This window comes from Achromobacter anxifer (genome assembly GCF_903652925.1).
In the GTDB taxonomy this organism is placed as follows: domain Bacteria; phylum Pseudomonadota; class Gammaproteobacteria; order Burkholderiales; family Burkholderiaceae_B; genus Achromobacter; species Achromobacter anxifer.
The window spans coordinates 374932-401548 of sequence record NZ_CAHLAR010000004.1 but is presented as its reverse complement, the minus strand read 5'-3'; the positions used below and the strand labels follow the sequence as shown (position 1 = coordinate 401548).

The 26617-nt window shown below is 67.9% G+C and carries 22 protein-coding genes; 8 read left to right on the top strand and 14 right to left on the bottom strand.

Going from position 1 to position 26617, the window contains the following annotated elements; translation table 11 throughout:
- Positions 1–60 precede the first annotated feature (60 nt).
- Positions 61–855 carry an enoyl-CoA hydratase gene (locus HWY37_RS14900; RefSeq protein WP_175211191.1) on the top strand — a complete coding sequence of 265 codons (795 nt, stop codon included), beginning with the start codon at positions 61–63 and terminating at the stop codon, positions 853–855.
- A 72-nt stretch (positions 856–927) separates the two neighbouring features.
- Here HWY37_RS14900 and chrA read toward each other — a convergent pair whose 3' ends face one another.
- Positions 928–2178, bottom strand: coding sequence for a chromate efflux transporter (gene chrA, locus HWY37_RS14895; protein WP_175211189.1), 1251 nt, complete (start codon positions 2176–2178; stop codon positions 928–930).
- A gap of 230 nt (positions 2179–2408) precedes the next feature.
- On the opposite strand from chrA, the gene HWY37_RS14890 reads away from it, so the two are divergent.
- Both HWY37_RS14890 and HWY37_RS14885 read left to right on the top strand, forming a co-directional pair.
- Positions 2409–3707 carry an ATP-binding protein gene (locus HWY37_RS14890; RefSeq protein WP_175211187.1) on the top strand — a complete coding sequence of 433 codons (1299 nt, stop codon included), beginning with the start codon at positions 2409–2411 and terminating at the stop codon, positions 3705–3707.
- Positions 3708–3827: 120 nt separating this feature from the next.
- Positions 3828–4307, top strand: coding sequence for a carboxymuconolactone decarboxylase family protein (locus HWY37_RS14885; protein WP_176088931.1), 480 nt, complete (start codon positions 3828–3830; stop codon positions 4305–4307).
- Between the two features lie 2 nt (positions 4308–4309).
- Here HWY37_RS14885 and pdxR read toward each other — a convergent pair whose 3' ends face one another.
- Positions 4310–5749 (bottom strand): MocR-like pyridoxine biosynthesis transcription factor PdxR, encoded by a 1440-nt coding sequence (gene pdxR / locus HWY37_RS14880; RefSeq protein ID WP_175211183.1) that lies wholly within the window; start codon positions 5747–5749, stop codon positions 4310–4312.
- A gap of 91 nt (positions 5750–5840) precedes the next feature.
- Here pdxR and HWY37_RS14875 point away from each other — a divergent pair, with 91 nt between their 5' ends.
- The 3 genes from HWY37_RS14875 to HWY37_RS14865 all read left to right on the top strand — a co-directional run bounded on the left by HWY37_RS14875 (position 5841) and on the right by HWY37_RS14865 (position 7580).
- Positions 5841–6287, top strand: a complete 447-nt coding sequence (locus HWY37_RS14875; protein ID WP_176088930.1) for a GNAT family N-acetyltransferase — start codon at positions 5841–5843, stop codon at positions 6285–6287.
- Positions 6284–6928: an FMN-dependent NADH-azoreductase gene (locus HWY37_RS14870; protein WP_176088929.1), complete on the top strand. Its 645-nt coding sequence runs from the start codon at positions 6284–6286 to the stop codon at positions 6926–6928. Before HWY37_RS14875 ends, HWY37_RS14870 begins: the two co-directional genes overlap by 4 nt.
- Before the next feature lie 124 nt (positions 6929–7052).
- Complete coding sequence (locus HWY37_RS14865) at positions 7053–7580, top strand: hypothetical protein (RefSeq protein ID WP_246302303.1); 528 nt, start codon at positions 7053–7055, stop codon at positions 7578–7580.
- A gap of 3 nt (positions 7581–7583) precedes the next feature.
- Here HWY37_RS14865 and HWY37_RS14860 read toward each other — a convergent pair whose 3' ends face one another.
- The 12 genes from HWY37_RS14860 to HWY37_RS14805 all read right to left on the bottom strand — a co-directional run bounded on the left by HWY37_RS14860 (position 7584) and on the right by HWY37_RS14805 (position 23577).
- Complete coding sequence (locus HWY37_RS14860; protein ID WP_425485024.1) at positions 7584–10154, bottom strand: spermidine synthase; 2571 nt, start codon at positions 10152–10154, stop codon at positions 7584–7586.
- Between the two features lie 101 nt (positions 10155–10255).
- Positions 10256–11893 (bottom strand): arylsulfatase, encoded by a 1638-nt coding sequence (locus tag HWY37_RS14855; RefSeq protein ID WP_176088928.1) that lies wholly within the window; start codon positions 11891–11893, stop codon positions 10256–10258.
- 47 nt (positions 11894–11940) lie between these two features.
- Positions 11941–12939: an HAD family hydrolase gene (locus HWY37_RS14850; protein WP_176088927.1), complete on the bottom strand. Its 999-nt coding sequence runs from the start codon at positions 12937–12939 to the stop codon at positions 11941–11943.
- A complete protein-coding gene (locus HWY37_RS14845) occupies positions 12936–14225 on the bottom strand; it encodes a hypothetical protein (RefSeq protein WP_246302302.1) in 1290 nt (429 codons plus the stop codon). The genes HWY37_RS14850 and HWY37_RS14845 overlap by 4 nt, the downstream gene beginning before the upstream one ends.
- Before the next feature lie 215 nt (positions 14226–14440).
- Entirely contained in the window at positions 14441–16033 is a 1593-nt protein-coding gene (locus tag HWY37_RS14840) for a vWA domain-containing protein (RefSeq protein ID WP_176088925.1), read from the bottom strand.
- Positions 16018–17037, bottom strand: coding sequence for a vWA domain-containing protein (locus HWY37_RS14835; protein WP_175205712.1), 1020 nt, complete (start codon positions 17035–17037; stop codon positions 16018–16020). The genes HWY37_RS14840 and HWY37_RS14835 overlap by 16 nt, the downstream gene beginning before the upstream one ends.
- A complete protein-coding gene (locus HWY37_RS14830) occupies positions 17024–17524 on the bottom strand; it encodes a DUF4381 domain-containing protein (RefSeq protein ID WP_175205711.1) in 501 nt (166 codons plus the stop codon). Before HWY37_RS14830 ends, HWY37_RS14835 begins: the two co-directional genes overlap by 14 nt.
- A complete protein-coding gene (locus HWY37_RS14825; RefSeq protein ID WP_175205710.1) occupies positions 17521–18480 on the bottom strand; it encodes a DUF58 domain-containing protein in 960 nt (319 codons plus the stop codon). The genes HWY37_RS14830 and HWY37_RS14825 overlap by 4 nt, the downstream gene beginning before the upstream one ends.
- A gap of 7 nt (positions 18481–18487) precedes the next feature.
- Entirely contained in the window at positions 18488–19459 is a 972-nt protein-coding gene (locus HWY37_RS14820; protein ID WP_176089091.1) for an AAA family ATPase, read from the bottom strand.
- 37 nt (positions 19460–19496) lie between these two features.
- On the bottom strand, positions 19497–20660 hold the full coding sequence (locus HWY37_RS14815; protein WP_176088924.1) for a formylglycine-generating enzyme family protein: 1164 nt from the start codon (positions 20658–20660) through the stop codon (positions 19497–19499).
- An 81-nt stretch (positions 20661–20741) separates the two neighbouring features.
- Positions 20742–21737, bottom strand: a complete 996-nt coding sequence (locus tag HWY37_RS14810; protein ID WP_175205708.1) for a SphA family protein — start codon at positions 21735–21737, stop codon at positions 20742–20744.
- 262 nt (positions 21738–21999) lie between these two features.
- Complete coding sequence (locus tag HWY37_RS14805; RefSeq protein ID WP_175205707.1) at positions 22000–23577, bottom strand: TerC family protein; 1578 nt, start codon at positions 23575–23577, stop codon at positions 22000–22002.
- Positions 23578–24091: 514 nt separating this feature from the next.
- Here HWY37_RS14805 and HWY37_RS14800 point away from each other — a divergent pair.
- Positions 24092–24856 carry a gluconate 2-dehydrogenase subunit 3 family protein gene (locus HWY37_RS14800; protein WP_175205706.1) on the top strand — a complete coding sequence of 255 codons (765 nt, stop codon included), beginning with the start codon at positions 24092–24094 and terminating at the stop codon, positions 24854–24856.
- Complete coding sequence (locus HWY37_RS14795; RefSeq protein ID WP_176088923.1) at positions 24849–26615, top strand: GMC family oxidoreductase; 1767 nt, start codon at positions 24849–24851, stop codon at positions 26613–26615. The genes HWY37_RS14800 and HWY37_RS14795 overlap by 8 nt, the downstream gene beginning before the upstream one ends.
- Positions 26616–26617: the final 2 nt, after the last annotated feature.

Genomic DNA, 26617 nt, shown 5'->3' with positions numbered 1-26617 from the left:
CGCTCGCCGGCCCTGGGCCGATGCAACTACTATCCAGGAATAAGCTCACCTGGAGACGACATGAACATCGAAGCAGCGGCGCAAGAACCGATCCTGGCGCGCCATTCCGAAGGCGGCGTGGTGACGCTGCGCCTGAACCGGCCCGGCCAGTTCAACGCGCTGTCGGAGGGCCTGCTGGCCGCGCTGCAAGCCGAAATCGATCAGCTGTCGCGCGACGCCGGTGTGCGTTGCGTGGTACTGGAATCCAGCGGCCGAGCCTTCTGCGCCGGCCACGACCTGCGGGAAATGCGCGGCCAGCCCTCGCTGGATTACTACCGCGACCTGTTCAGGAAATGCAGCGCCGTGATGCAAGGCTTGCAGGCGCTACCCGTGCCGGTGATCGCCAAGGTGCATGGCATCGCCACCGCCGCGGGCTGCCAGCTGGTGGCCAGCTGCGATCTGGCCGTGGCCGCCGATACCGCCAGATTCGCGGTGTCCGGCATCAATGTCGGCCTGTTCTGCTCCACGCCCGCGGTGGCGCTCAGCCGCAACGTGTCGGCCAAGCGCGCCTTCGAAATGCTGGTGACGGCAAGATTCATCGACGCGGCCCAGGCCAGGGACTGGGGGCTGATCAACGATGCCGTGCCCGAATCGCAACTGGATCAACGGGTGGGCGCGCTGGTCGATGACATCGTGGCGAAGAGCCCCACGGCTATCCGGTATGGCAAGCGCATGTTCTACAAGCAGCGGCAGATGGCGCTGGCCGACGCCTACGATTACGCGGGCGACGTGATGGCGCGCAACATGATGGAAGCCGACGCCTGCGAAGGCATCGATGCCTTCCTGCAGAAGCGTCAGCCGCGCTGGCAGTCCTAGGCTTTCCGGCTGGACGTTACGGCCGCCCGGCCCCAGGGGCCGGCGCAAGGCTCGATTTAGGGTGAATGGGGCCTAGCCCAGCGCCCAGCCCGCCGCCGCGGCCAGCAGCACCACCCAGACGGGCGACCAGCGCGCATAGACCAGCAATGCGAACAGCAGCAAGGCCAGGCCGAAGTCGGCGTGGCCGCGGATGGCGCTGGTCCATACCGGGTCATACAGGGCCGCCAGCAATATGCCGACCACGCTGGCGTTGACGCCCGCGACCAGGTTGCGCACGCCGGGCCGCCGCCGCAAGCTGTCCCAGAAAGGCAGCGCCGCGGCCACCAGCAAGGCGCCCGGCAGGAAGATCGCGACCAGCAGCATCAGCCCGCCCGCCCAGCCCGAAAGCGGCCCGGAAGACATCGCGCCCAGGAAGGCGGCGAAGGCGAACATCGGTCCGGGCATGGCCTGGGTCGCGCCATAGCCGGCCAGGAAGTCGGCGTTGGACACCATTCCGCTCGGCACCGACGCCGCTTCCAGCAAGGGCAGCACCACGTGGCCGCCGCCGAAAACCAGCGCGCCCGCGCGGTAGAAACCGGACAACTGCTGCGCCAGCGGCATGCCGCTAAGCGCGGCCCAGGCCGGCAAGGCCGCCAGCAACACCAGGAACAGCGCCAGCGCGGCATAGCCGGCGCGGCGCGAGACATTCAAGGGCTCGACCGCCAGGGCGGGACGTGGCGGCACTTGCAGCGCGGCCATGCCCGCGACGGCGCCCAGCAGGATCGCGGCCAGTTGCCCCAGCGTGGTCGGCAACAGAATGGTGATGAGCGCGGCGGCCACCGCCAGCCCGGCGCGTTCCCGGTCCGGACAGAGCGAACGGCCCATGCCCCAGACCGCCTGCGCGATGATGGCGACGGCCGCGACCTTCAGGCCATGGATGGCCCCCGACGCCGACAGCCAGCCGAACTGCGCCAGCCCGAGAGCGAACAGGATCAGTGCGACGGCGGTGGGCAGCGTGAACGCCAGCCAGGCGGCCAGCATGCCGGCCCAGCCCGCGCGCTTCAGGCCTATCGCCATGCCGACCTGGCTGCTGGCGGGCCCGGGCAGGAACTGGCATAGCGCCACCAGGTCGGAATAGGCGTAATCATCCAGCCAGCGCCTGCGTTCGACGAATTCGCTGCGGAAGTACGCCAGGTGCGCCACCGGTCCGCCGAAGGACGTCAGTCCCAGGCGCAGGAAAACCAGAAAGACTTCCAGACAGGAGCCCGGCCCGGGCTGCTCGCGCGTTGAAGTGGCGGGCTTGCTGGCAACGTGTTCGTCTTGGTGGGGAGGCAGCGGCGGCATGGGAACTCGGGCTTCATCGGCAGGCGGGGCATGGGAATCCGGCCCTCGCCCCATGCTTATAGCCGGGCGGCGTTGCGGATTCAACCGCCTGAACGCGCCGGGCCATATGGCGGGTTTACCTCGCTATCCCCGCGCGCTTCAAACAACTTTACAAATACCGTACAAATATTGCCGGATTGCCCCTCCAGGCGCCCCTAGCATCGCGGGTCCTGATCCCGTCGCCATCCCCAATGCTCAAGTTCGCTATCCGCATCTTCGTCGTCGCCGCCATCGGTTATGGGGCGGGGTCGCAGTTGGTGCAGCGCACGCTGGAGTATCTGCTGGATCCGCTCAGCGCGGATCTTTCCTACAAGGCGGTCCGCGGGCAGATGTATGTGCTGCGCAAGGAGCTGGACAACGTCGCGCCAGACGCGCGGCCGGATTTCCTGCGTGAAGAGATACAGCCCCATTACGGACTGGGCCTGAAACTGCTGGACGATGCCGAGGCCAATCCCTCGGAAGCCGAACAGCGCCAGGTCGCCGCCAGCGGCTTCATCATGCGCGACAACTATGACGTCTATGTTATCCCCTTGGCCGGGGAACCACGGCAGTGGCTGGAGGTCCGCCTGCCGCGCGCGTCGCGGGCGTTCGAGCGGTGGGTCACGGCGGCCGCCTGGGCCGCGCTCAGCCTGATCGTCGGCGGCATCCTGCTGCTGCTCTGGGCCCTGCCCTTGTGGCGCGACCTGGACCGCCTGCGCAACGCCACGCTGCGCATGGGCCAGGGCGACCTCGGCGCGCGCGTGCGGCTGTCGCGCCTGGCCGGCATGCGGCACGTGGGCGAAAGCTTCAACCAGATGGCCGAGCGCATTTCGGCGCTGGTCGAGAACCAGCGCAGCCTGACCAACGCCGTTTCGCACGAGCTGCGCACGCCGCTGGCGCGGTTGTCCTTCGAGGTCGCCCTGCTGGGCCAGGACCAGCATCTGCCCAAGCGGCACCAGATCCTGCGCGACATGCAGACCGATATCTCCGAGCTGGAATCGCTGGTGGCCGAGCTGCTGGTCTACGCGCGGCTCGAGCGCCCCACGGACGAGACCGTCAAGCTGGAAACCGTGGACACCTGCGATTGGCTGGGCGAGGCCCTGGCTCAGGTCGCGCACCAGGCCGAGGCGCGCGCCGTGCAGTGCCATGTGCGCGGCGATCATCCGCCGCGGGTGCGGCTGCATCCGCGCTACATGAGCCGGGCGCTGCTGAACCTGGTCCAGAACGCCGTGCGCTATGCCAGCCGCCACGTCGAGGTGGAACTCAGACAATGCCCTGTGGGCGGATACGAGTTGGTCGTGGACGACGACGGCGGCGGCATCGCGCCGGAAGATCGGGCCCGGATCTTCGAGCCCTTCATCCGCCTGGACGAAAGCCGCGACCGCGGCACCGGCGGCGCTGGCCTGGGCCTGGCCATCGTCTGGCGGGTGGCCGCCAGCCATGGCGGCAGCATCGAGATACAGGACAGTCCCCTGGGCGGCGCGCGCTTCGTGCTGCGCTGGCCGACCTGAACTCCAAGGCTCATGGCCTAGAAAAAAACTCCTTTCTTGGCACTTTTTGCCTGGGCCAAGTTTGGGCATCCTTCTGGTTCGAGATTCCACTCGGCTACACACATCAGAAAGGTAGGAAACATGATCCAGCGTTTGAATTACTTCCAGGTGTCCGAGGAACTGTCCAGGAAGTACCTGGACTACAGCATGTCGCTCAAGAAGGTGCCGGTGGTGCGCGAGTTCGGCCATCTGGTCGACATCCGGGCTTCCCAGCTGAACGGCTGCGGTTTCTGCCTGGACATGCACGTCAAGCAGGCCAAGATCGCGGGCGAACGAGAGCTGCGGCTGCATCATGTCGCCATCTGGCGCGAATCCACCCTGTTCTCGCCACGCGAACGCGCCGCCCTGGCCTGGACCGAAGCCGTCACCAACCTGTCCGCGCACGGCGTGCCCGACGCGGTCTATGAAGAGGTGCGCGCGGAGTTGTCCGAACGCGAAATCTCGGACCTGACCTTCCTGGTGGTCGGGATCAACGGCTGGAACCGCCTGAACGTGGCGTTCCGCACCGTGCCCGGTTCCGCCGACGAGGCCTACGGCCTGGACAAGGCCGGGCTGAAGTAGGACTACAGCAGCGCGAGGATGCGCAGGCCCAGTTCGCGGGCCTGCGCCTCGGACGCGATGTTGGTGAAGCTGAGCAGGATGCCCGAGCGCCGGTCCGGCGCGTCAGACCAGCGTGACAGCGCTTCCGCGAACAGCCCCTGCTCCCAGATGCGCGCCGCCAGCGCCTGGTCGTCCAGGTCCCGGTTTGCCCCGCTTTCCAGCAGCCGCAACACCAGGTGCATGCCGCCCGGTTGCGGCTCGATCCGCAGGTGCTGGCCCAGCACCGCAGTCAGTCCCGCCACCGTCGCCGCCCGGCGCTCCGCGTACAGCTTGCGCATGCGCTGGATATGGCGGGCAAAGTGGCCTTCGGCCATGAAGGCGGCGAGGATCGCCTGCGTCAGGCCCGGCGCGCCGCCGGCCTGCAGCCGCGCCGATCTTTCGAAGCTGCCGATCTGCGCTTCCGGCACCACCAGATAGGCCAGCTTCAGGCCGGGAAACAGCACCTTGCTGAAGGTGCCGGCATACAGCACCCTGCCCTGCGTATCCAGGCTTTTGAGCGCGGGCAGCGGCCGGCCCACGTAACGGTATTCGCCGTCGTAATCGTCCTCCACCACCCAGGATCCGCCGCGTTCGGCCCATTCCAGCAGCGCCTGCCGCCGCGGCAGCGACAATGACATGGACAAGGGGCTTTGATGCGCCGGTGTCACCACCGCGCCGCGCGCGGAGCCGGCGCGTTCGATGCCCGCGGCCACCATCAGGCCGTCCTGGTCCACCGGCACGGGCACCGGTTGCAGCCGCGCCTGTTCCAGCAGCGCGCGCGTCGGCGGATAGCCGGGATCCTCCATCCAGACCCGGTCGCCGGGTTCGAACAGCGTCTGCAGGATGAGCCGCATGGTGCTGTTGTAGCCCGAGGTGATGAAGACCTGCGAGGGCTGGCAGTGGATGCCGCGCGCCACCTGAAGATAGGCGGCCGTGGCGCTGCGCAGCGCCGGCAGGCCCGCGCTGGCCGGATAGGCCAGCTCCTGCGCCTGCATGGCGCGCAGTTGCCGGGCTCCCAGGCGCGCCCAGATCTTGCGGGGAAATTCATCCAGCGCGGGCAGCCCCATCTGGAAAGGCCGGATGCCGGGCGGCTCGCGCCAGACCCGTTCATCCGGCGCGGGGTCGGGAGGCGGCGGCAAGGCGACGGGCGCATGCTGCGGTTGCAGATCGGGCGCCACCACCGTGCCGGCCTGGCCGCGCGCCAGGATGTAGCCTTCGGACCCCAGTAGCGCATAGGCCACTTCCACCGTGCCGCGCGCAACGCCCAGCTCCTTGGCCAGCGCGCGCGCCGAGGGGATGCGGTCGCCCGGCTTGAGCGTTCCCTGGGCGATGGCGCCGCGAAAACGCTCGTAGACCTGCCGGTACAAAGGCTCGGCGCTGGCGTCGGAGAGCGCCGGCAGATCCCGGGGCTGGGGTTTGATCATGGCATAGTCCAGAATTCATTTTATGGCCCTTCAAATTATGTCATGCGCTGCCTAAGATTCAGTGGACCTCCCCTGATACCGCATCGCCTCCATGACAGACATCCTGCTGCGCCATATCGAGACCCCGCAAGAATTGCGGGCCTGCCTGCCGCTCATGTGCGAGCTCAGGCCCCATCTGAATGACGAAGCCGGCTTCGTCGAACGCGTCGGCCGCATGCGCGCCGACGGCTACCGCCTGCTGGCCGCGCTGGATGGCGCCACTGCCGTCGCGCTGGCCGGCTACCGCCTTCAGGAAAACCTGATCTACGGCCGCTTTCTGTACGTGGACGACCTGGTGGTGGCGGCCGACCGCCGCGGCGAACGCTGGGGCGCCCGCCTGCTGGAAGCGCTGGACGGCGTGGCGCGCGACAGCGGTTGCGCGCGGTTGGTGCTCGATACCGGCCTGGGCAATGCCCTGGCCCAGCGCTTCTATTTCCGTTGTGGCCTGTTGACCAGCGCCATCCGATTCAGCAAACCCTTGGATACCCCCGCCGCATGAACATCCTGCGCATCGTCTGCAGCCCGCGTGGCCGCGCCTCTGAAAGCTACCGCCTGTCGCAAGCCATCGTCGACCAGCTCATCGCCGCCGCTCCCGGCTCTCCCGCCGTGGTGCGCGACGTGGACGCCACCGCCCTGCCCCACGTCGATCCCGCTTACGCCGCCGCCCTCAGCGCGCGGCAGGATCCGGCGGACGGCAGCCAGGAACGCGGCGCGCTGGGCCGTTCCTCCGATCTGATCCAGGATTTGCAGGACGCCAGCCATCTGGTCATCGCCACGCCCATGCACAACTTCACCGTGCCTTCGTCGCTGAAGAGCTGGATCGACCATGTTGTCCGAGTGCGCCACACCTTCCAGATCACGCCCCAGGGCAAGGTGGGCAGCCTGGAGGATCGCCCGGTGTACGTCGCGATCTCGTCGGGGGGCGACTTCGGCTGCGGCGCGTATAGCCAGCCGGATTTCCTCACGCCCTATCTGCGGTATGTGTTGGGAACCATAGGCCTCTTGGACGTGAAGTTCTTCTCGGTGCAAGGCACGGCGCGCGGCGATGCGGCGCGGCAGGAAGCGCGTGCGCGGGCGGGAGCCGAAATCGCCGCGCATTCGTTCACGGCTGGCGCCAGCCCGATATTCGAGGAGGCATGAACCTGGCCTGGTGCCGACGCATCATTGCGTCGGCACCAAACCGGCTCATGCTTAGGGGCAACACAGTGGGACAAGGGTATTCGACCGCAAGGACTAAGGAATCGGTCTGCGTTGACACTGCCAAATGGCGGGCTCTACGCTTTTTGCGGAAACCCTTAGCCTGAGCAGATTACGCCGTATTTCCTCATTCGGGCCCGGGGGTGGGAGGCTCGACATGGCATGGACCAGAACCGGATTTTTCCTCGCGGCGGCGCTTGGGCTTTCTGCCGCATTCTCGTCGCCCGCCGACGCCGCTTGCAGCGACAAGAAGATAGTGGCAATGGCCAACGACGGACGCACGGTCAATGCGATCGCAAAGGCCTGCAATATGCCGGCGGCGAAGGTGCGCGGCATCATCCAGCAGGCGGATGCGGACGACGAAGCGCCGCCAAGCGCCGGGCAAAGTCAGCGCGCTGAACGCGTCGCGCCGGCGGAGTTGGTGAAGAAGCTGCCCTCGGGCGCCGGCGCGGCGCTCTGCGACTGCCAGGGCACCGTGCCTTATGGCGAAAAGGCGCCGGAACAGCGCTGCCAGAGCGGCATGTCCATGGCCATGCCCTGCGCAGGCTACTGCTCGCCCCAGGGCCTCGCGCCCTGGCGGCGCATCTGCAGCTGAGGTCTACTGCCGCGCGCTCGGCATGAACCAGCGGAAGTAGGCGTTGCCGCCGTCGTCGCGCGCCAGCCTGTTCATTTCCCTGCCCCAGGTCTCGCGGTCGTCCGCATAGGCCGCCAGCGAGGCCCGATAGAACGTGTCCAGCCGCGCCCGCTCCAGCTCCAGTTCCGCACGCAAGGCCTCGGATGCGCCTTGCAACGGCGGTTCGGTGCGCAGCGCCAGCAGTTCGGGCAGCGTGCGCGCCACTTCGCGCGGACGCACCCAGGTGGCGTACTCGATGCCGGGGCGGTCGTCGGTCACCGCCTGCGCGTCGCCCGCGTAACGCGCCAGGCCGGCGCGGTCGGTCACCCAGGTGGACAGCAAGGCGGCGGCCGAGGGCACGCCCACCGCCTTCAATGCGGCGGCGGTGTCTGGCTGGTCGTAGCGTGCTTCGATGCGCGCCGCGTCCAGCGTCAGCGGCTGCATCGAGCCCAGCAACAGCATCTCGTGCAGTTCGCTGGTCCACAACTGCGCATGCGGAAACACCTCGATGAAGCTGGCGACCAGGGCGCGCGTGTCTTCCGCGTTCTGCGTAGGCAGCGGCAGCCATTGCGCCACGATGCCTTGCGGCGCCAGCCGGCTCGCGGCCAATTGGTAGAAATCGCGCGAGTAGAGGTTGACCACGCCTGCGGCGGACGGCGGAGGCGGTTCCAGCGTGATCAGGTCCCAGCGTTCGGCGCTGGCCTGCAGTTCGCGCCTGCCGTCGCGCAGGCGTTTGTCCAGGCCCGGGTCCGTGGCGGCCTGGAAGGTGCCCTGGAAATGGGGCGCGGCGCGCAGCACGGCAGGCAGCAGTTCGGCCACGGCGCGCTTGTCCAACCCGCGGTACTGCGACAAGGCGCCCGCCGTGATGCCGGTGCCATAGCCCACCACCAGCGCGGATTTCGGTTCGCCGTTGTGAACGATCAGCGGCAGCAGCGCCTGCAGGCGCATGTAGCGCAGCGACGGCATGGCGTCGCCCGAGTTCGATACGCCCTGGATGTACAGCCGGTGGAAGCGGTTGCCGTTGCCGGCGCGTTCCACCACGGCCACCGTGCCACCATGGCTTTCCTCATAGAACACCAAGCCGGCGCCGCTGGCTCCCGGCAGCAAGCGCGCGAACTGGTCGACAGGCAGGATGGCGACCATCGCCAGCGTGGCAAGGCCGGCAAGGCCAGTCGCCCAACCCGTGGCGGCGCGGCCATCTGTCCGTCCGCGCCATGCCGCCACCGCGCCGACCGCGGCGGCGACCGCCGCCAGCACGCCCAGCGTGCGCACCAGTCCCAGCGCCGGCAACAGCAGGAATCCCGTCAGCAAGGTGCCGGCGATGCCGCCCAGCGTGTTGCACGCCAGCACCGCGCCGGCTTCCCTGCCCACCTGCTTGTCGCCGACCGCAATGCGCAGCACCGCGGGGAAGGCCGCGCCCAACAGCAGCGTGGGCGCCAGCACCAGGCTGGCCGCGGCAACGGCAAAGCGCGCGCACATGCCGGCGAAACCGCTGCCGGTCCATTCATAGACCACCGCTTCCGCATAGGTCTGCGCCTGGATCAGCCACTTGCCCAGCAAGGCCACCTCCAGCACCGCGATCAGGCCCGCGCCTGCGATCAGGAAGCCGAACACCGGCCAGGGATTGCGCACGCGGTGGCCCCAGCGCGCATACAGCGCCGCGCCGATGGCCAGCCCGGCCAGATAGGTGGCCAGCACGATGGCGAAGGCAAAGGCGCGCGTGCTCATGAAGGGCACGATCATCTGCGACCAGATCACCTCATAGCCCAGCGCGACGGCGCCCGCCACGCCATACAGGGCCACCGCCAGGCGCGCTTCGCCCGACAGCGGCGCGGCCGTGGCTTGCGCGCCGGCGGCGGGGACGGCGGTCCCGCCCGCGCTGCGGTCCAGCAGCCACGCGCCGGCGGCCGCCAGCAGGTTCAGCGTGGCCGCGGCCAGCGCGGCGCCCTGCACGCCGAATCGCGGGATCAGCAATAACGCGGGCAGCAAGGCGCCCAGGATCGCGCCGCAGGTATTGGCGGCGTACAAGGCCCCGCCCCGCCGGCTGGCGCCGCCGTCCTGGCGGTTGACGGCGCGCAGCAGCACCGGTAAGGTGCCGCCCATCAGAAAGGCGGGGATGGCCAATAGCAGGCCGATGCCCAGCCACGCGACCACGGCGCTATGCGCTTCGACGGCGACGAAGACGGCCGCGCTACGCGCCAGCAGCCAGGTCACCGCGACGCAGCACAGCGCCACGGCGGCCTCCAGCATGGCGTAGAAGCGCACCGGCCGCCGCAGGCGGTCCGCTTGGCGGCCCAGGACCCAGCCGCCCAGCGCCAGGCCCAGGAAGAATGCGCTGACCGCGCCGGCAATGGCGCTGACCTCCACGCCCACCACCAGCGACAACTGCTTGATCCACAGCACCTGGAACATCAGGGCCGCCGATCCCGACAGGAACAGCAGCGCGGCCGGCCGGACCGCCGTCAGGACGCGCCCTGTCGCAGTCGGGTTTTCCTCGGCCGGGCCTGTCACCACCGGGTCTTTCGTCACCGGGTCTTCCACATCACGTCCATGCATCGCCGCCCCGCTAGCCCCCAAGCCCATCGTGCTGCTCCTTCGCGTTGCCGGGCGGCGCGACAGGCGCCGCCCGGTCCTGCTCCGGCTTACGCCGGCGCTGCTTACTTGCCCTTCTGCTTCTCAAGTTCCTGGAAGTGCGCCTCCATGGACTTGTGCACGCGCTCCTGGACCTGGTCCACGCTGAAGCTCGCCGGCCGCTGGCTCGGCGGATACTTGACGAAGGTCTCCAGGAATTCGGAAGCCTTCATGGTGGCGATGGCGGTCAGATAGGAGTTCTTGGCCAGCCAGTCGTTGTACTGGTCCGAGGTGATGTCGGCGCGTTCGTACGGGTCCATGCGCAGGTTGAAGATCTTCGGCACGCGCAGGCAGACAAAGGGATCCTGCCAGACGTTGAAGTTCCCTGGCGCGCGCTGTTCGCAGAACACCGCCTTCCAGTTGTCCCAGCGCATGCCGACCAACAGGCCGTCGTCGTTGAAGTAGAAGAACTCGTTGCGCGCGCTATTGTCTTGCTTGCCGGTCAGGTATGGCAGCTGGTTGTAGCCGTCCAGGTGCACCTTGAACTTGGTGCCTCCGGACACCGGCGCCCAGCCGTCCAGCAGGCGTTCCTTGACGGTGGTGTCGCCCGTGGCCGCGAGCAAGGTCGGGAACCAGTCCATGCCGGACATCATGCCGCGCTTGGTCTGCCCCGGCTGGATGTGGCCGGGCCAGCGGACCATGGCCGGCACGCGGAACGCGCCCTCCCAGTTGGAGTCCTTCTCGCTGCGGAACGGCGTGGTCGCGGCATCGGGCCAGGTAAAGGCGTTAGGCCCGTTGTCGGTGGTGTAGACCACGATGGTGTTGTCGGCGATGCCCATGTCGTCCAGCTTCTTGAGCAACTTGCCCACGTCCTGGTCGTGTTCCCACATGCCGTCGGCATAGTCATTGCCGGGCATGCCACTCTTGCCCTTGTTCTCGGGGCGGATGTGGGTATAGATGTGCATGCGCGTGGTGTTCATCCACACGAAGAACGGCTTGTCTTCCTTGCCGTGCTTGTCGATGTACTCGATCGCCGCGCCCACCGTTTCGTCGTCGATGGTCTCCATGCGCTTGGTGGTCAGGGCGCCGGTGTCCTGCACCTTGCCGTCGGCCGTGGCCTTGATCACGCCGCGCGGAGAGAAGTTCTTCACGTAGGGATCGTTGGGGTCCTTGGGCCAGTACGGGCGTTCGGGCTCCTCTTCGGCATTCAGGTGGTAGAGGTTGCCGAAGAACTCGTCGAAGCCGTGGTGCGTGGGCAGGTACTCGTCGCGATCTCCCAGGTGGTTCTTGCCAAACTGGGCGGTGGCGTAGCCCTGCGACTTCAAGGCCTCGGCGATGGTGATGTCGCCCTTTTGCAGGCCCACCGTCGCGCCCGGCGCGCCGACCTTGGACAGGCCGGTGCGCAGCGGCGACTGGCCCGTGATGAAGGACGAGCGCCCGGCGGTGCAGCTGTTTTCGGCGTAGTAGTCCGTGAACATGATGCCTTCCTTGGCGATCCGGTCGATGTTGGGCGTTTCATAGCCCACCACGCCGTGGGCGTAGGCGCTGATGTTCGCCTGCCCGATGTCATCGCCGAAGATCACCAGGATGTTCGGCTTCTTGCCGGAAGCCGCCGCCTGGCCTTGATTGGCCGGTGGCGCCTGGGTCTGCGCTTGCGCGCTGCCCAGGGCCGTGAGGCCTGCTGCGGCGAAAAGCGCCGCGCTCAACAGTTTTCTTGCGTTCATCGCTCTCTCCTTGCCCCTTGGGGCAGAACCCAGTCACGTAAACGAAATCACTGTGTTTCAAATGCGTATACCCTTCTCCACTCCTTTGCCATATCCACGACTACCCATTCTTTCCGTTGCGCCTCGTCCAGCGCCTTGTCCAGGCGGCCGACCTTGGACTCGCGGTCATAGGCCCATTCGCGCCTGGCGTCGGTGTGGTGCAGCAGGCCCGCAAAGCGCTTGCCGCTGCCGGCCGCCGTCCACTGCAGCATCTGCAGATCGCCGTCCGAATTGCCGAAGGCGAAGATCGGCTGGCGGCCGATGAACTTGTTGATGGCCACCGGCTTGCCTGGCCCGTCGTCATTGAAATCGAGCTTGGGCGTGCGCATCAGTACCGGCTTGCCGTCCTGCATCTGGAACTCTGTGACGAAGGTGGTGCCGATCACCTGTTCGGGCGGAATGCCATACACGTCTTGCGCCCAGGCGCGCATGAACTCGACTTCGCCGCCGGAAACGATGTAGGTCTTGAAGCCGTTGCCGCGCAGATAGTCCAGCAGCTCCAGCATGGGCGCGTAGATCATGCTGGTATAGGGCTGCTTGAAGCGCGGATGGCGAGCCGTCCTGATCCATTGCTTGACCTCATCGGCGAAAGCCTGCGTGGTCATGTTGGTATGCGTGGCCCCCACGATCTTCAGCAGTCCCTCGGTGCCGGACGCAGCCAGCGTCTGGCGGTCGCCTTCGATGGCGGCCTTGAAGGGTTGTTCCTGCGCCCATTCCGGGTGCTGCGGCGCCATCTTCCTGACCTGGTCCAGCGCGAAAATCAGTTGGAAATACAGCGGCTGCTCGCTCCACAGCGTGCCGTCGTTGTCGAACACGGCGATGCGGTCGGCGGGCGCCACATAATCCGGGCCGCCCTCGGTGGTGACGGCGGCGACGAAGGCCAAGATGGCTTGGCGCGAGGGCCCTTCGTTCCACGACGGCAGCGGCGTCTGCGCCCGGGCGACGCCCGCCAGCAGCAACAGAAGCAGGATCGCGTACCAGCGCCGGGCGTAATGTGGCAGGTTCATGTCTGGTCTCCGGGAGGTTTGTGGCGCCGCGCCTGTGGCATGGCGGATGCCGCGCCGCCCTCGGGATTCAGCGGCAGCAACGGGTACGGCCGGGCCTGCCGGGTCCGGGCGTGCAACGCCTGGCGCCAGCCGGGGAACACCGCGCGCAGAACGTTCCAGCCGCGCGCCGCGTCCGGTTCGGGGCCATAGCAGGCGCGCAAGGCCTCGGCGCCGGAGCGTCGCAACGGCGCGGCCATGCCCTCGGTCGCCTGGGCGAGCGTGGCTGCGCCGCCAGCATGGCGCAGCCAGGCGTACAAGGCGATCAGGCGGGGCTGCGGCTGCGCCAGGGCTTGCCGCAGCGTCCGCGCCGCATAGGGTTCGGATTCCCGCCAACGGCGGCGCAATGCCGCATGACACGCCCGCATCCGCGCAATGGCGCGCCGCAGCCACGGCGCGCCCAGCCATGCGGCCAGGACTGCGGCCGCCGCGCCGGCGGCCAGCGCCAGCCATCCTCCGGGAATGCGCACGGCCACCTGGCGTCCCATGTCGCGCAGATCCTGCTCCACCGAGAACGGCGTCTGATAGGCGGCGCCAGCCTTAGCCTCGAAGCGTTGCGCCGGCAGCGCGATCCGCTCTTCCTTGTTGGTCGCCACGTTCCACCAGCAGACGTCCAACGCGGGCAATTCATAGGCGCCGGTGCGCTCGATGACGTAGTCGATGCGGTCCACGCGCTGGCCGCCCACGAACCCGCCGCGACCGTCCGTGAGCTGCGTCAGCTCGGGCTCGGCGGGATAGGATTTCAGCCCCGGCACGTCGGCCAAAGCTGGCGGCGGAATCAGCATGGCTTGGGCGCCTTGCGCCTGCACGGTGATGACGCGGCTGACGTGATCGCCCACGGCGGGAGAATCCGCCGAATAGTGGATCTGCTGCGTGGCCTGGACGGCGCCGGCGGCCAGCGCGTGGCCGGCAATCCCGCCGGGCGGGCCCGCCGCCCGCACCTCCAGCGGAGCGGTTTGCGTGACCAGCGGCGCTGGCGCCTGGCCCACTTGCGCGCTGATCCGGATCGCCGGCACGCGCAGCGCGCCCGCGGCCATCGGACTGATCAGATAGGAGAAGCGCAACCCGCTATACGTCACGCCGCCTATCGTGGCGCGGATGAGGGCAGCCTGCCCTGAAGGACCGGAAACCAGGGCGCCCGGAATGTCCAGGGCCGGCAGCTGCGGCGGCTGGGTGAACCAGGTGGTGGTCAGCACGTCCACCTGCAGGATGGCAGTGGCGCCCGCCATCACGGAATCGGCATTCGCCATGTGGGCTTCGGCGCGCAACTGCGGCCCGCTGTCCGTTGCTGGCTGCGCGTGCGCGGTGGTGACGCAAAGGACCAGAGGCAGGCCTAGAAGCGGGCTCAAAAGCAGGCTGAGAAGCGGCCTTGGCGGCAGGCCTGGAAACAGGTTTCGAAGCGGATTCAGAAGCTGCCTTGAAAGCAGATCCGGCACCACGTTCAACAGCCAGAGCAGGCCGCGCATCATGGCTGTCTCCCCGCCGCCGGCGCGGTTCTCCTCGCGTCCTCGATCGCGAACTTCTGCTTCAGGAAACCCGCCGGCGACAGGCTCAGGTTGCGCAGCCAGACCTCGTCGGACGCAGCCTGAGGCACCGCCACCTGCTTGGTCTTGCCTGCCTTGCTGCTATCCATGCGGGTCTCGTCGGGCTTCTCCGAATCATCGTCCGTCTGTTCGCTTTCGGCGGCGGCGATCAGGTCGGCGATCAGCTTGCGGTTGTCGCGCGCCTCAGGGAAATCCGGCCGCAGCCGCAGCGCATGGTCATAGGCGGCAACGGCCGCGTCGTAGCTGCGCAGGCGGGCTTGGGTATTGCCCAGGTAGAAATAGCCCTCGGGCGTGTCGAGCTTGGCGAAGGCGGCGAGCGCGGCGGGGTACTGTTCCGCGTCGTAGGCGGCGCGGCCCTTCCAGTAGGGATCGGAGAAGAGCTCAGCCGCTTCGGCGTAGCGCTTGTGCTCGTAGGCCCAGCGGCCCTGCTGGTCGGCGGTGAAGAAGGCGTCCGCCAGCGCGCCGGCCTGCGCGCGCGGCGTCGGTAGCGCCAAACCCGCGGCGAGCAGCAGGCAGGCCGTCCAGTTGACGTTCCAGCCGCGCCGCAAGGCCAGCAGCGCCAAGAGCGCCAGCGGCCAGCACAGCCAGTAGCCGGCGTCCTTCCAGTTGGGCGGCTTGTCCGCGTCCTGGACTTCCTGGAAGTGGCGCTCGGCATGTCCGGTGACCCAGTCAAGGTCGTCGTCGTTCAGCGTCAGGCTGCCCAGCGGCGCGCGGGCGGCCTGGGCCAGGCGTTTGAGCGCGTCCTCGTCGAAACTGCCGAGCATGGGCTTGCCCTGCGCATCCACCCGCGGCTGGCCCCGGGCGTCGCGTACCACGCCGCCGTCGCGGGTGCCGGCGGCCCACACCAGGATCTGGAAGGTATTGGCGCGAGCCAGGCGTTCGACATCGGCCAACTGGCTCGTGTCGGCGCCGTCCGTCACCAGCACCAGCGTTCCGCCCGCATCGCCCGACTGCAGCAGGCTGGCGGCCAGCGCAATGGCGCCGGCTGCGTCCTTGCCGCGGGCCGCGATGAGGTTGGTCGACAGGGCCTGGACGAACATATCCGGCAGCGCGGGATCGTCGGTGGGCGGCAGCACCAGATGTGCCGAACCCGCATAGGCGATGAGCCCGGTCTTGGCGCCCGCGCGCCGCGCCAGCAGGTCGCGCAGCTTGCGCTTGACCGCCTCCAGCCGGCTGGGCGGCAGGTCGGTTGCGTCCATCGACGGCGACAGGTCCACCGCCGCGATCAAGGGCGCCATATTGTCCAGGAAGGCTGGGCGGTCCTGCTGCCAGGTCGGACCTGCGGCGGCGATCCCGCCCAGCGCCAGCACGGCGGCCAGGATCTGCGCCGGACGCGGCCCGCGGCTGCCCTGCGTGTTCACGGTCAGGTAAGGCAGCAGCGCCGGCGCGATATTGCTGCGCCATCCGAGCCTGCCGTCCTCGTCGCGCCGCAGCCACAACAGCAATGCCGCCGCCACGATCGCGAGCAGCCACCAGGGACGCAGGAAATGGAAGGCGCTCAGGTTGATTTCCATCCGCCCTCCTCTGCGCCCGGCGCCGCGCCGCGGCGACTGCCGCGCCAGCCGCGCAACGCCGCAAGCAGGTGCCAGCCTGCGAGCAGCAATAGCGCCAGGCCCAGCGGCACCCAGAAGAAATCCTGTTTGGGCTGGTGGCGCAGCTCGCGCACTTCATGCGGCGTGATCCGGTCCAGCTCGGCGTAGACCTGGCGCAGCGCGGCCTGGTCCTGCGCTGGAAAGAAGCGGCCGCCGGTCTTGGCCGAGATGGCGCGCAAGGCGTCGTAGTCGACCTTCTCCTCGCCTTGCGCCAGCGGGTCGCCGATGCCCACGGTGTGAACCACGATGTGGCGCTCGGCCGCCATCGCCGCGGCCCGGTCGGGCGGTACGGCGCTGCCGGTATCGTTGCCGTCCGTCAACAGGATCAGCACCTGATCCTGTTCGCTGGCGTGCACGAACTGCTTGATCGCCAAGCCGATCGCATCGCCGATGGCCGTGTTCGGCCCGGCCATGCGCGTCGTCACCTGGTCCAGCAGCAGCTTGAGCGTGGCATGGTCCTGCGTCAAGGGCGCCTGCGGATAGGCGGCGGTGCCGAACACGATGAGGCCGAGCCGGTCGTCCTTGCGGCGGTCGATGAAGTCGGCCACCACCGCCTTGACGCCGCTCAGCCGGTCCACGCGGCGGCCGTCCGGCGTCACGAAATCGTCGGTCTCCATGGACTGCGAGATGTCGATGGCCAGCAGTAGGTCGCGCACCGGCTGGCGGTGTTCCAGCGGCGGCTCGACCCGCTCCGGACGCGCCAGCGCCAGGACCAGCAGCAGCCACACCAGGACATTCAGCAGCAGTTGCCAGCGGTCGCCGCGCACGCCGGGACGCTGGGGCGTCTGGCCGGTGCTGCGCGCCACCGACTCGAAGAACGGGATGCGCACGGCGCTGCGCCGCTGCACATAGGGCGGCAGATAGCGCCAGGCCAGCCAGCCCAGCGGCAGCAGCGCCAGCAGCCAGGGATACTCAAGCCGCCACATGATGCCGCTCCATCCATTGCCGGCTCGCGGCGAACAGCTGCCGCACGCGTTCCGGGTCGATGGCCCGCAAGGCCTCGGGCGGCGCATAGGCCAGCGCGCGTAGCAAGGCGTCGGCGTCGGGCGGGAATGCGCCCGAGCCGGCCGTCATGAAGGCGACCCATTCCCCGCCGCTCAGCGCCCCTACCCTGGCCCTGTCGGCCGCCGCCACCGAGGACAGGCCGACGCGCTTGAGCAGTTCGGGTAAGCCGCGTGCGGCCAGCGGATCCGACTGCGCTGCCAGCCGCAGCGCCTCCAGCTTGCGCAGACCGGTGCGGCGGTACTGATTGCGCCGATGCCACCGCGCGATGCGCCAGGCAGCCCAGGCGGCCAACGCGGCGACCACGGCCAGCAGCGCCAGCCAGCCCCAGGTCTGCGGCCAATAGCTCACCGGCGCGGGCAGCGGCAACTGGCGCAGCTGCTCGATGGACGGCGCGGCGCCGGCGCTCATGCCGGGCTCCTGGCGCGCGGACGGGTGGCCTGGCGGCCCAATTCGCGACGCAACTGCGCGACGGTGTCGTCGGCGGTGTCAATGGACAGCAGCGGCACGCGGCTGCGGCGCAGCAGTTCCGCGACATCGTGCAACCGCCCCGAGAAAAAGTCCGACAGCGGCTCCCGCACCTGCTTGCGGTCGGCGACCACCTCGACCTGCAATTCCCCCTGCGTCACCACCAGCCGGCCGCGCAAGGGTATGCGCAGGGCCAGCGGGTCGTACACCAGGGTCGCCACCACGTCGTTGTGCGCGGCGAGCGTGCGCAGCAGCTTCAAGGTGCCGTCGTCGGCGCCGGCGAAATCGCTGACGAGACAGATCAGGCAGTCGTGCGGCGCGTGCGCCAGCGCCCCTTGCAGCGCTTCGTTCAGGCGTCCCGAAGCGTCCACGTCCGGCTGGTCGGCGCTCATGGACTGGCTGCGCCGCGCGATCGCCGCGAACAGCGCCTGGATGCGTTCACGGCTGCGCAAGGGACGCACGCTGTCGATGCCGGCATCGGCGAACACCAGGCCGCCCACCCGGTCGCCCGCCAGATACGCCATCCAGGCCGACAGCGCCGCCACGCGCGCCGCCACCACCGATTTGAAGCTGCGCACCGAGCCGAAGTACATGCCCATGCGCTGGTCCACCACCACCAGCACCGGACGATCGCGCTCTTCGCTGTAGGTGCGCACATAGGGCTTGCCCAGCCGCTGCGAGGCGCGCCAATCGAGTTGGCGCAAGTCATCCCCCGGCAGGTAGCGGCGCAGCTCCTCGAAGTCCAGGCCGCGGCCGCGCAGGCGCGAGCCATGCTGCCCCGCCAGGATGCTGCGCACCGGCTGGCGGCTGAAAAAGCCCAGTCCGCGCGCGGCGGGTTCGAGCGCCATCAGATCCGCGACATGGACCTGAACTTCGGCGGAACGCGCTGCGGTGTTCATGGCGGCCTCAGACCGGCACTGCGACCGTGTCGAGCAGCTTGTCTATCACCTGGTCCGGCGAGACGCCGTCGGCGACGGCGTCGTAGGACAGGTGCAGGCGATGGCGCAGCACTGGCTTGGCGACGCCGCGCACGTCGTCCGGAGACACATAGTCCTGGCCCGCCAGCCAGGCATGGGCGCGCGCTACCTTGTCCAGCGCGATCGCGCCGCGCGGGCTGGCGCCGACCTGGATCCAGCGCGCCAGGTCTTCGTCATGGCCGGCCGGATGGCGGGTGGCGTTCACCAGGTCCACCAGGTACTGGTCCAGTGCCTCCGACACATGCACCTGGTCGACTTCGCCGCGACAGGCGAACAAGACCTCTTGCGCCAGGCGCGCACCGGCCTCCCCGTTCTCCGCGCGCGATTCGCTGCGCAGCAGCGCCAGCATCTGCCTTTCGCTGTCGGCGTCGGGGTAGTCCAGCACGATCTTCATGATGAAGCGGTCCATCTGCGCTTCCGGCAAGGGATAGGTGCCTTCCTGTTCTATCGGGTTCTGCGTGGCCAGCACCATGAACAATTGCGGCATGCGGTGGGTCTTGCCCGCCACGGTGATCTGCCGTTCCTCCATGGCTTCCAGCAGCGCGGCCTGCACCTTGGCCGGTGCGCGGTTGATCTCGTCGGCCAGGATCAGGTTGCCGAACAACGGCCCCTGCTGGAACTGGATGCGGCTGTTGCCCTGCCCGTCCTGTTGCAGCACTTCGGCGCCAGTGATGTCCGAGGGCAGCAGGTCGGGCGTGAACTGGATGCGGCTCATGTCCGCGGCCAGATGCCCGGCCAGGGTCTTGACGGTGCGCGTCTTGGCCAGGCCCGGCAGGCTTTCCAGCAGCAGGTGGCCGTCGGCCAGCAGGCCCAGCAGCACCTCGCGTATGACGGCGTCTTGGCCCAGCACTGAGCGCGCGACGGCGCGCTCCAATTCCAGAATGCTGTCGCGGTTGCCCATCGGCATTCCCTCTCCTGCGTAATGAAGCTGAAGCGCGCTAGCGGCTGGCGACGCCGTTCTTGCGGGTCTGCGCCAGCTTCCATTGCTCGGGCGTCATGACCGTGCGAAAGCCCAGGTGCGACATGCCGTTCATCGGGTCCGTGCCGCGCCGCGCGCTGGTGCGGTAGCTGATGCAATAGGTATCGCTGCACAGGAACGAGCCGCCGCGCGTCACGCGCTTGGGCGCGCCGGGCGGCACGATGCCGTCGTCGGGATCGAAACTGTCGGCCGGCCCCGCCGGGTCCGCGGGTGGCTGGCGGTACTGCGCCTGGATCTTGAAGGCGTCGGCGCGATACCAGTCGGCGGTCCATTGCCACACATTGCCCGCCATGTCGTACAGGCCATAGCCGTTGGGCGAGAAGCTGCCCACCGGCATGGTGCCGACCTGCACTTTTTCATCCTTCACGACGGGAAACGGCTGCTGCTGTTGCGTGTCCCAGATGTTGGCCATGGGCTTGCCTTGCGGCAGCAGCTCTTCGCCCCAGGCGTAGGTGGCCTGCTCCAGCCCGCCGCGCGCCGCCATTTCCCATTCGGATTCGGTGGGCAGGCGCTTGCCGGCCCACTTGGCGTAGGCCACCGCGTCCTGGTACGAAACCTGCACCACGGGATGGTCATCCTTGCCGGCGATGGAACTGCCGGGCCCTTGCGGATGGCGCCAGTTCGCGCCGGGCACGTAGCGCCACCAGCGCGAGTAGTCGCGCAGGGATACCTCGCTTTCCGTGCCGACGAACACCATGGCGCCCGGCACCAGCAGGCTGTCGTCCGGACGCGGCGTGCCAGGCGGCAATTGCACCTTCAGGTCTTCCCATTTTGGCTTCTGTTCGGCGGTGGTGACATAGCCCGTGGCTTCGACGAAGCGGCGGAACTGCGCGTTGGTCACGTCGTTCACGTCCATCCAGAAGCCGCTGACGGACACCTTGTGCGCCGGCATCTCGTTGGGCTGCGCCAGTTTGTGGCTGCTGCCCATCAGAAATTCGCGGCCGGGCACCCAGGCCATGCCGGAGGGACCGCTCTTGCCGTCGCCCAGCACCACCTTTACCGCTTCGGGCTTGCCGTCCCGGCCCATGAGGAGATAGCTAGTGCTCGCGGCCGCGCCCAGCACCACGCCGGCCAGCAGCAGCGCGCCGGCGACGCGTGTCCTATGTTGTGTTGGTTTTGCCATTTCAGTCACCCGATATCAAACAGACCAAACGCGGCAGCGCCGCGTCCGGGGCTGGCTGCCCCACAAAGACCATCCTGGCGGTCAGAACACCAGCGTCGCTGTCGCCATGACCGTGCTGCTGCTGTCCAGGCGATTGGTGCTGCTGATCGTGGGCACCCAGCGCAAGCCCAGCGACAGCGAACGCTTGTCCGCCAACTTCCTGTCATAGGTCACGATCGGACCCAGCGCCCAATCGCGTCCCTTGAAACCATTGAGCCGGTCGGCGGTGGGCCCCGAGTCGCTGCCCAACTGCTGGATCGTGCCCAGGATCAAGCCCGCGCTGACGCCGTTGCTGAACATCTTGCGACCCATCACGTCCATGCTGAACAGTGGCGCGTTGCGATAGTCCGTGGCGTTGTTGCGGGTGTAGAACTGGATGCCGGCCACCGTGTCCAGCTGGAAGCCGGACTCCGGGAAGATCTTGGTGTAGGCCACCTGCGGAATGAAGGTCCAGTTGTTGAGGCTGGGGTTGGCCATGTCGTTGGCGTTGTACTTGCCGGTGGGCGCCCAGACGTTGAAGCTGAGCGCCATGTGCGAGGTTTCCGAAAAGTGGTAGCCCGCGATGATCGGCGAGAAATACAGGTCGAACAGATTGGAAGCGGTGTCGCTTTGGCCGACGCTGCGGCCGCCGGGGCCGGTCACCGTGGAATTCACCTTGGTCCAGACGTAGGGCAAGGTAAAGCTCGACGCGAAATTCCAGCGGCCGGGTCCGGTGTCCCAGGTCTTGAGGACCGTGGCCAGGGTGAACGCGACCTTGGCGTCCAGGCCCAGCGAGGTCCGGCCGCCGATGGGGACTTCGCGGCTGCCGCCTATGCTGCCGTCCATGTAGATCTGGGAGAGATTCACGGCCCAAATCGGTTCGGGCGACACAATGCCCGCATTGGGTTGCACGTTGGTGCCGCTGATCTGCCGCCCTAGCGCGCCCTCGGTCGCCCACGCCGCCACGGGCAAGCTCAACGCGGTCCAGGCGATCAATCCGCCCACCGCGGTTATTCCTCTTTTGTCGATTTCCCTGAATGCAGACTTCGTACTGCCCATGCGCTGTACCCCACAAAGAGATAACAAAATGCAAAGACACGCCGTACGGAAATGCTGATTTCAGCAAGGAGGCTGGAATCGAAAAAATCGTGAAATCTATCGCAATCTTCGCACAGAGTTTTACTTTCACCAATACTAGCTATTGGTCTGATGGTCATAGCTTTCGGCAGAAAGAAGGGCTGAGTGGCGGCGGGCTGGACCAAGGTAAAAAGGGGATGCCCATAGGCATCCCCCTCTGTTGCGCGCTTAGTGCGACAGGGCATCAGCCGGTCTGATCGGCCTCATGCCGTACCGGGCTGGCGTGGACCTGGTCGATGCGCAGGCCGTCGCGCCGGGTGATCTCGAAACGCCAGTCGCGCCACGCGATCGCTTCCCCCGCTTCAGGAATCCGTCCGCCGGCGCGCAGCAGGCAGCCCGCCAGCGTGGCGTCGGGATAGTCCTCGGCCAGTGCCGGCGCTTCCAGCAGGCGCGCGGCCTCCGTCACCGCCAGGCGGCCTTCCAGCAGCCAGGAGCCGTCGGCCAGTTGCAGAGCTTCGGGCTGCTCTTCCTGGCTCTCGGGCAGCTCGCCCGCCACGGCGGTCAGCACGTCCATCGGCGTGATCAGGCCTTCGCATACGCCGTGCTCGTCGACCACGATCAGCATGTGGTCGCGCGAGGCGCGCAGTTCTTCCAGCACCTTCAGCACCGGCGTGGTTTCCATGACGTAGCGCGGTTCGCGCGCCAGCTCCACCAGGTCGATCGGGCCAGGGTTCTGCAGCAGCGGCAGCAGGTCCTTGAAGTGCAGCACGCCCAGCACGTTGGACGGATCGCCCGCGCACAGCGGCAGGCGCGAATGGCCGCTGGCGAACTTGCGCACGATGGCATCGGGCGTATCGGCCACGTCCAGCCAGACGATGTCGCCGCGCGCCACCATGATGGAGCGCACATCGCGGCCGCCTATGGATAGCACGCGTTCGATCATGGTGCTTTCCTCCGGCGCGAAGGCCGGCTCGTCGCCTGCGGCGTCGACCAGCGCGACCACTTCATCGGCATGTCCGCCCGCCTGCCCGCCGCGGCCTGCGCGCAGCAGGCGCAGCACGGCTTGCGCGGTGCGCTGGCGGCGGCCCAGGGCGTGCGTGCCCTTGGCCCGGTTGCGGCGTGCCAGCTGGTTGCACAGTTCGATCAGGATCGAGAAGCCGATGGCGGCGTACAGATAGCCCTTGGGCACGTGGAAGCCCAGGCCTTCGGCCACCAGGCTGAAGCCGATCATCAGCAGCAGGCCCAGGCACAGGATGACGACCGTGGGATGGCGGCCAACGAAGCTCATCAGCGGGCGGCTGGCCAGCATCATCACGGCCATCGCGACGATCACGGCGATCATCATGATGCTGAGGTCCTGCACCATGCCCACGGCGGTAATCACCGAGTCCAGCGAGAACACCGCGTCCAGCACCACGATCTGCAGGATCACCTGCCAGAACACGGCATGCTGCGGCTTCTGGCCCTGGTCGTGGTGGGAGCTGCCTTCCACGCGCTCATGCAGTTCCATCGTGCCCTTGAAGAGCAGGAACAGGCCGCCCAGGATCAGGATCAGGTCGCGTCCCGAGATCTCGGCGCCCAGCACCGTGAACAGAGGCGCGGTCAGCGTCACCACCCAGGCGATGCTGGCCAGCAGGCCCAGGCGCATCACCATGGCCAGCGTCAGGCCGATCAGGCGGGCGCGGTTGCGCTGCGCGGGCGGCAGCTTGTCCGCCAGGATGGCAATGAACACCAGGTTGTCGATGCCCAGCACAATTTCAAGCACGACCAGGGTTGCCAGGCCTAGCCAGGCGGTGGGGTCGCTCATCCAGTCGAAAATCATCAGGATTCCATGCAAAACGGAGCCGGACGCTGCGCGGCGCCGGACAGGATCAGGGGAAGTGCGCCGTCGGCGCGGACAGGATGCTCAGCGCGGACGCGAGCGGGCCGGGCTGCGGGCGGCGGAGCGCGGCAACCCAGGCGCGGCGTGGCCGCGGCGGCGAGAAGGGAATCGGCTGACGGGCGGAGCGCCCAGACCGTGGCTGCGGGAGGATGGGGCATCGGGCGCCGGCTTGCTTGCGGCGCCCTGCTAGGAGGAGGGTCTTCGTTCATAGATGGCGAACCGCCCTGGCTGCCTGGGCAGCAATGGGTAGAGCGTCCGCCTTGCTCTCTTTCTTACGGGAAACTGAATACTACCTGAATCCGTATCAGGCCGCATCCGGGCGGACCCGCGGATGCGCGTTCGTCGTTGCTCTCGTCCCGCGAACAGTGACACACTACGCACACAGATAACAAGCTGGCATGGGATCCCTACCGAAGGGGCTGGCGGCAAGCCCGCCCCGATGCTGGAGTGACGCATGGGCGATCAACCTGTTTCTGGACGCCGCGGCCTGCTCAAGGCCCTGGCGATAGGCGTACCCGGCGCCGCATGGGCGCCCCAGGCGCTGAGCGCGCCCGGCGACGGCAGCCAACACCCTCCTCCCTCTGCGGCCACCGCCGCATCCGGCGCGCCGGCCCAGCGCACGCTGAAGTTCTTCAACACCGAGGAAGCCCTGGCGATGGATGCCATCGCCGCGCGCCTGATTCCGGCCGACGAGTTGGGGCCCGGCGCGAAGGAAGCCGGCGTGACCGCCTTTCTGGACGGGCAACTGGCCGGCGCCTGGGGCGCGGGCAGCCAGCTGTACCGCCAGGGCCCGTTTGAGGCCGGCACCCCAGAACAGGGCTACCAGTTGTCGTTCACGCCCGCCGAAATGTTCCGCCGCGGCCTGGCCGCGCTGGACGCCGCGACGCGCAAGCAGGACGGCAAGCCTTATGCCGAGCTAGACGCGGCGCGCCAGGACGCCTGGCTGCACGACATGCAGGCGGGCAAGCCGGATTTTTCGCCGCTGCCCTCCGACGTGTTCTTCCAGGCCTTGCTGGACGGCACCGTGGAAGGATTCTTCTCCGACCCGCTGTACGGCGGCAACGTCGACATGGCGGGTTGGAAACTGGTTGGATTTCCTGGCGCCTACGCCTCGTTTTCCAACGACATCGAGCGCCATGGCGTGATCTGGGCCGGCAAGCCGGTGTCCATCGCCAACGCCCGCGGCCACGCGATGAAGCCGGGAGACGGCCATGGCTAAGACGCTGCCCGCAGTGGACGTCGCCATCATCGGCGGCGGCTGGACCGGCTCCATCATCGGCAAGGAACTGGCGGCCGCCGGACAGCGCGTGGTGGTGCTGGAGCGCGGCGAGGCGCGCTGGCCCTCGCCCGATTTCCAGGGGCCGAATGTCCACGACGAATTGAAGTACACGCGGCGCCATGAACTGCACCAGGACGCCGCCACCGAGACCTTCACCTTCCGCAACAACACGGACCAGAAGGCCCTGCCCATGCGGCGCTGGCAGTTCGCCTATCCCGGCACGCATCTGGGCGGCGCGGGCAACCATTGGTCCGGCGCTTACTACCGCTTCGATCCCACCGACTTCCGCATCCGCAGCCACTACACCGAACGCTACGGCGCCGGCATCTTCGACAAGGAACTGACCTGTCAGGACTGGCCGCTGACCTACGACGAGCTGGAGCCCTACTTCGACCGCTACGACTATCTCATCGGCGCGTCGGGACAGGCAGGCAATATCAAGGGGCAGAAGCAGGATGGCGGCAATCCGTTCGAGCCCTGGCGTTCGCGCCCCTACCCCAATCCGCCCATGAAGGTGCCCTATGCGCCCGCCTTGTTCGGCGAGGCCGCGCGCAAGCTGGGCTATCACCCTTATGTGCAGCCTTCCGCCCTCTGCACCCGGCCCTACGTGAATTCGGAAGGCCTGCACATGAGCGCCTGCGTGTATTGCGGCTTCTGTTCCAACTTCGGCTGCGAGCACTTCGCCAAGGCTTCGCCGCAGGTCTGTATCCTGCCGGTGGCGATGAAGCTGAAGAACTTCGAGATCCGCACGGGCGCGCATGTGCTGCGCGTGGAGCTGGCGCCGGACAAGAAGCGCGCGCGCGGCGTGACCTATGTGGACGCGGCGGGCACCGAGACCTTCCAGCCGGCCGAAATCGTCGTGCTGTGCGCCTTCGGCATTAACAACGTGCGCCTGTTGCTGCTGTCCGGCATCGGCCAGCCCTACGATCCCGCCACGGACACGGGCGTGGTCGGCCGCAACTACACGCACCAGACCACGTCCGGCGTGAATCTGTTCTTCGACGAAGCCACCAACATCAACCCCTTCATGGGCGCGGGCGCCGTGGCCGTGACCATGGACGATTTCAGCGCCGACAATTTCGACCATGGCCCGCTGGGCTTCGTCGGCGGAGGCTATCTGCAGATCCAGGTGGTCAGTGGCGCGCCCATCGGCTACCACCCCACGCCCAAGGGCACGCCGGCTTGGGGCGCGGAATGGAAAAGAGCCGTCAAGCGCTACTACAACCATTCGGCCTCGATCACCATCACCGGTTCGGCCCAGCCCTGGCGCGGCGGTTATCTGAGCCTGGACCCGACCTACAAGGACGCCTGGGGGCTGCCGCTGCTGCGCGTGACCTACGACTTCCCGGACAACGACATCCGCATGTCGGCCTTCCTGACCGACAAGGGCGACGAGATCGGGCGCGCCATGAAGGGCATCGTCCGCACCGAGCCAGGCCCGCGCAAACGGCCGTTCTCGGCCACGGTGTATCAGTCCACTCACCTGACGGGCGGCGCCGCCATGGGCGGCGACCCGGCCACCAGCGTGGTCAACCGCTATGGCCAGGTGTGGGATGTACCCAATGTGTTCGTGACCGGCGCGGCGCTGTTCCCGCAGAACTCGGGCTACAACCCCACGGGCACCGTGGGCGCCACCGCGTACTGGATCGTCGAGAAAATCAAGGCGGACTATCTGCGTTCGCCGGGCCCGCTGGTGTGATC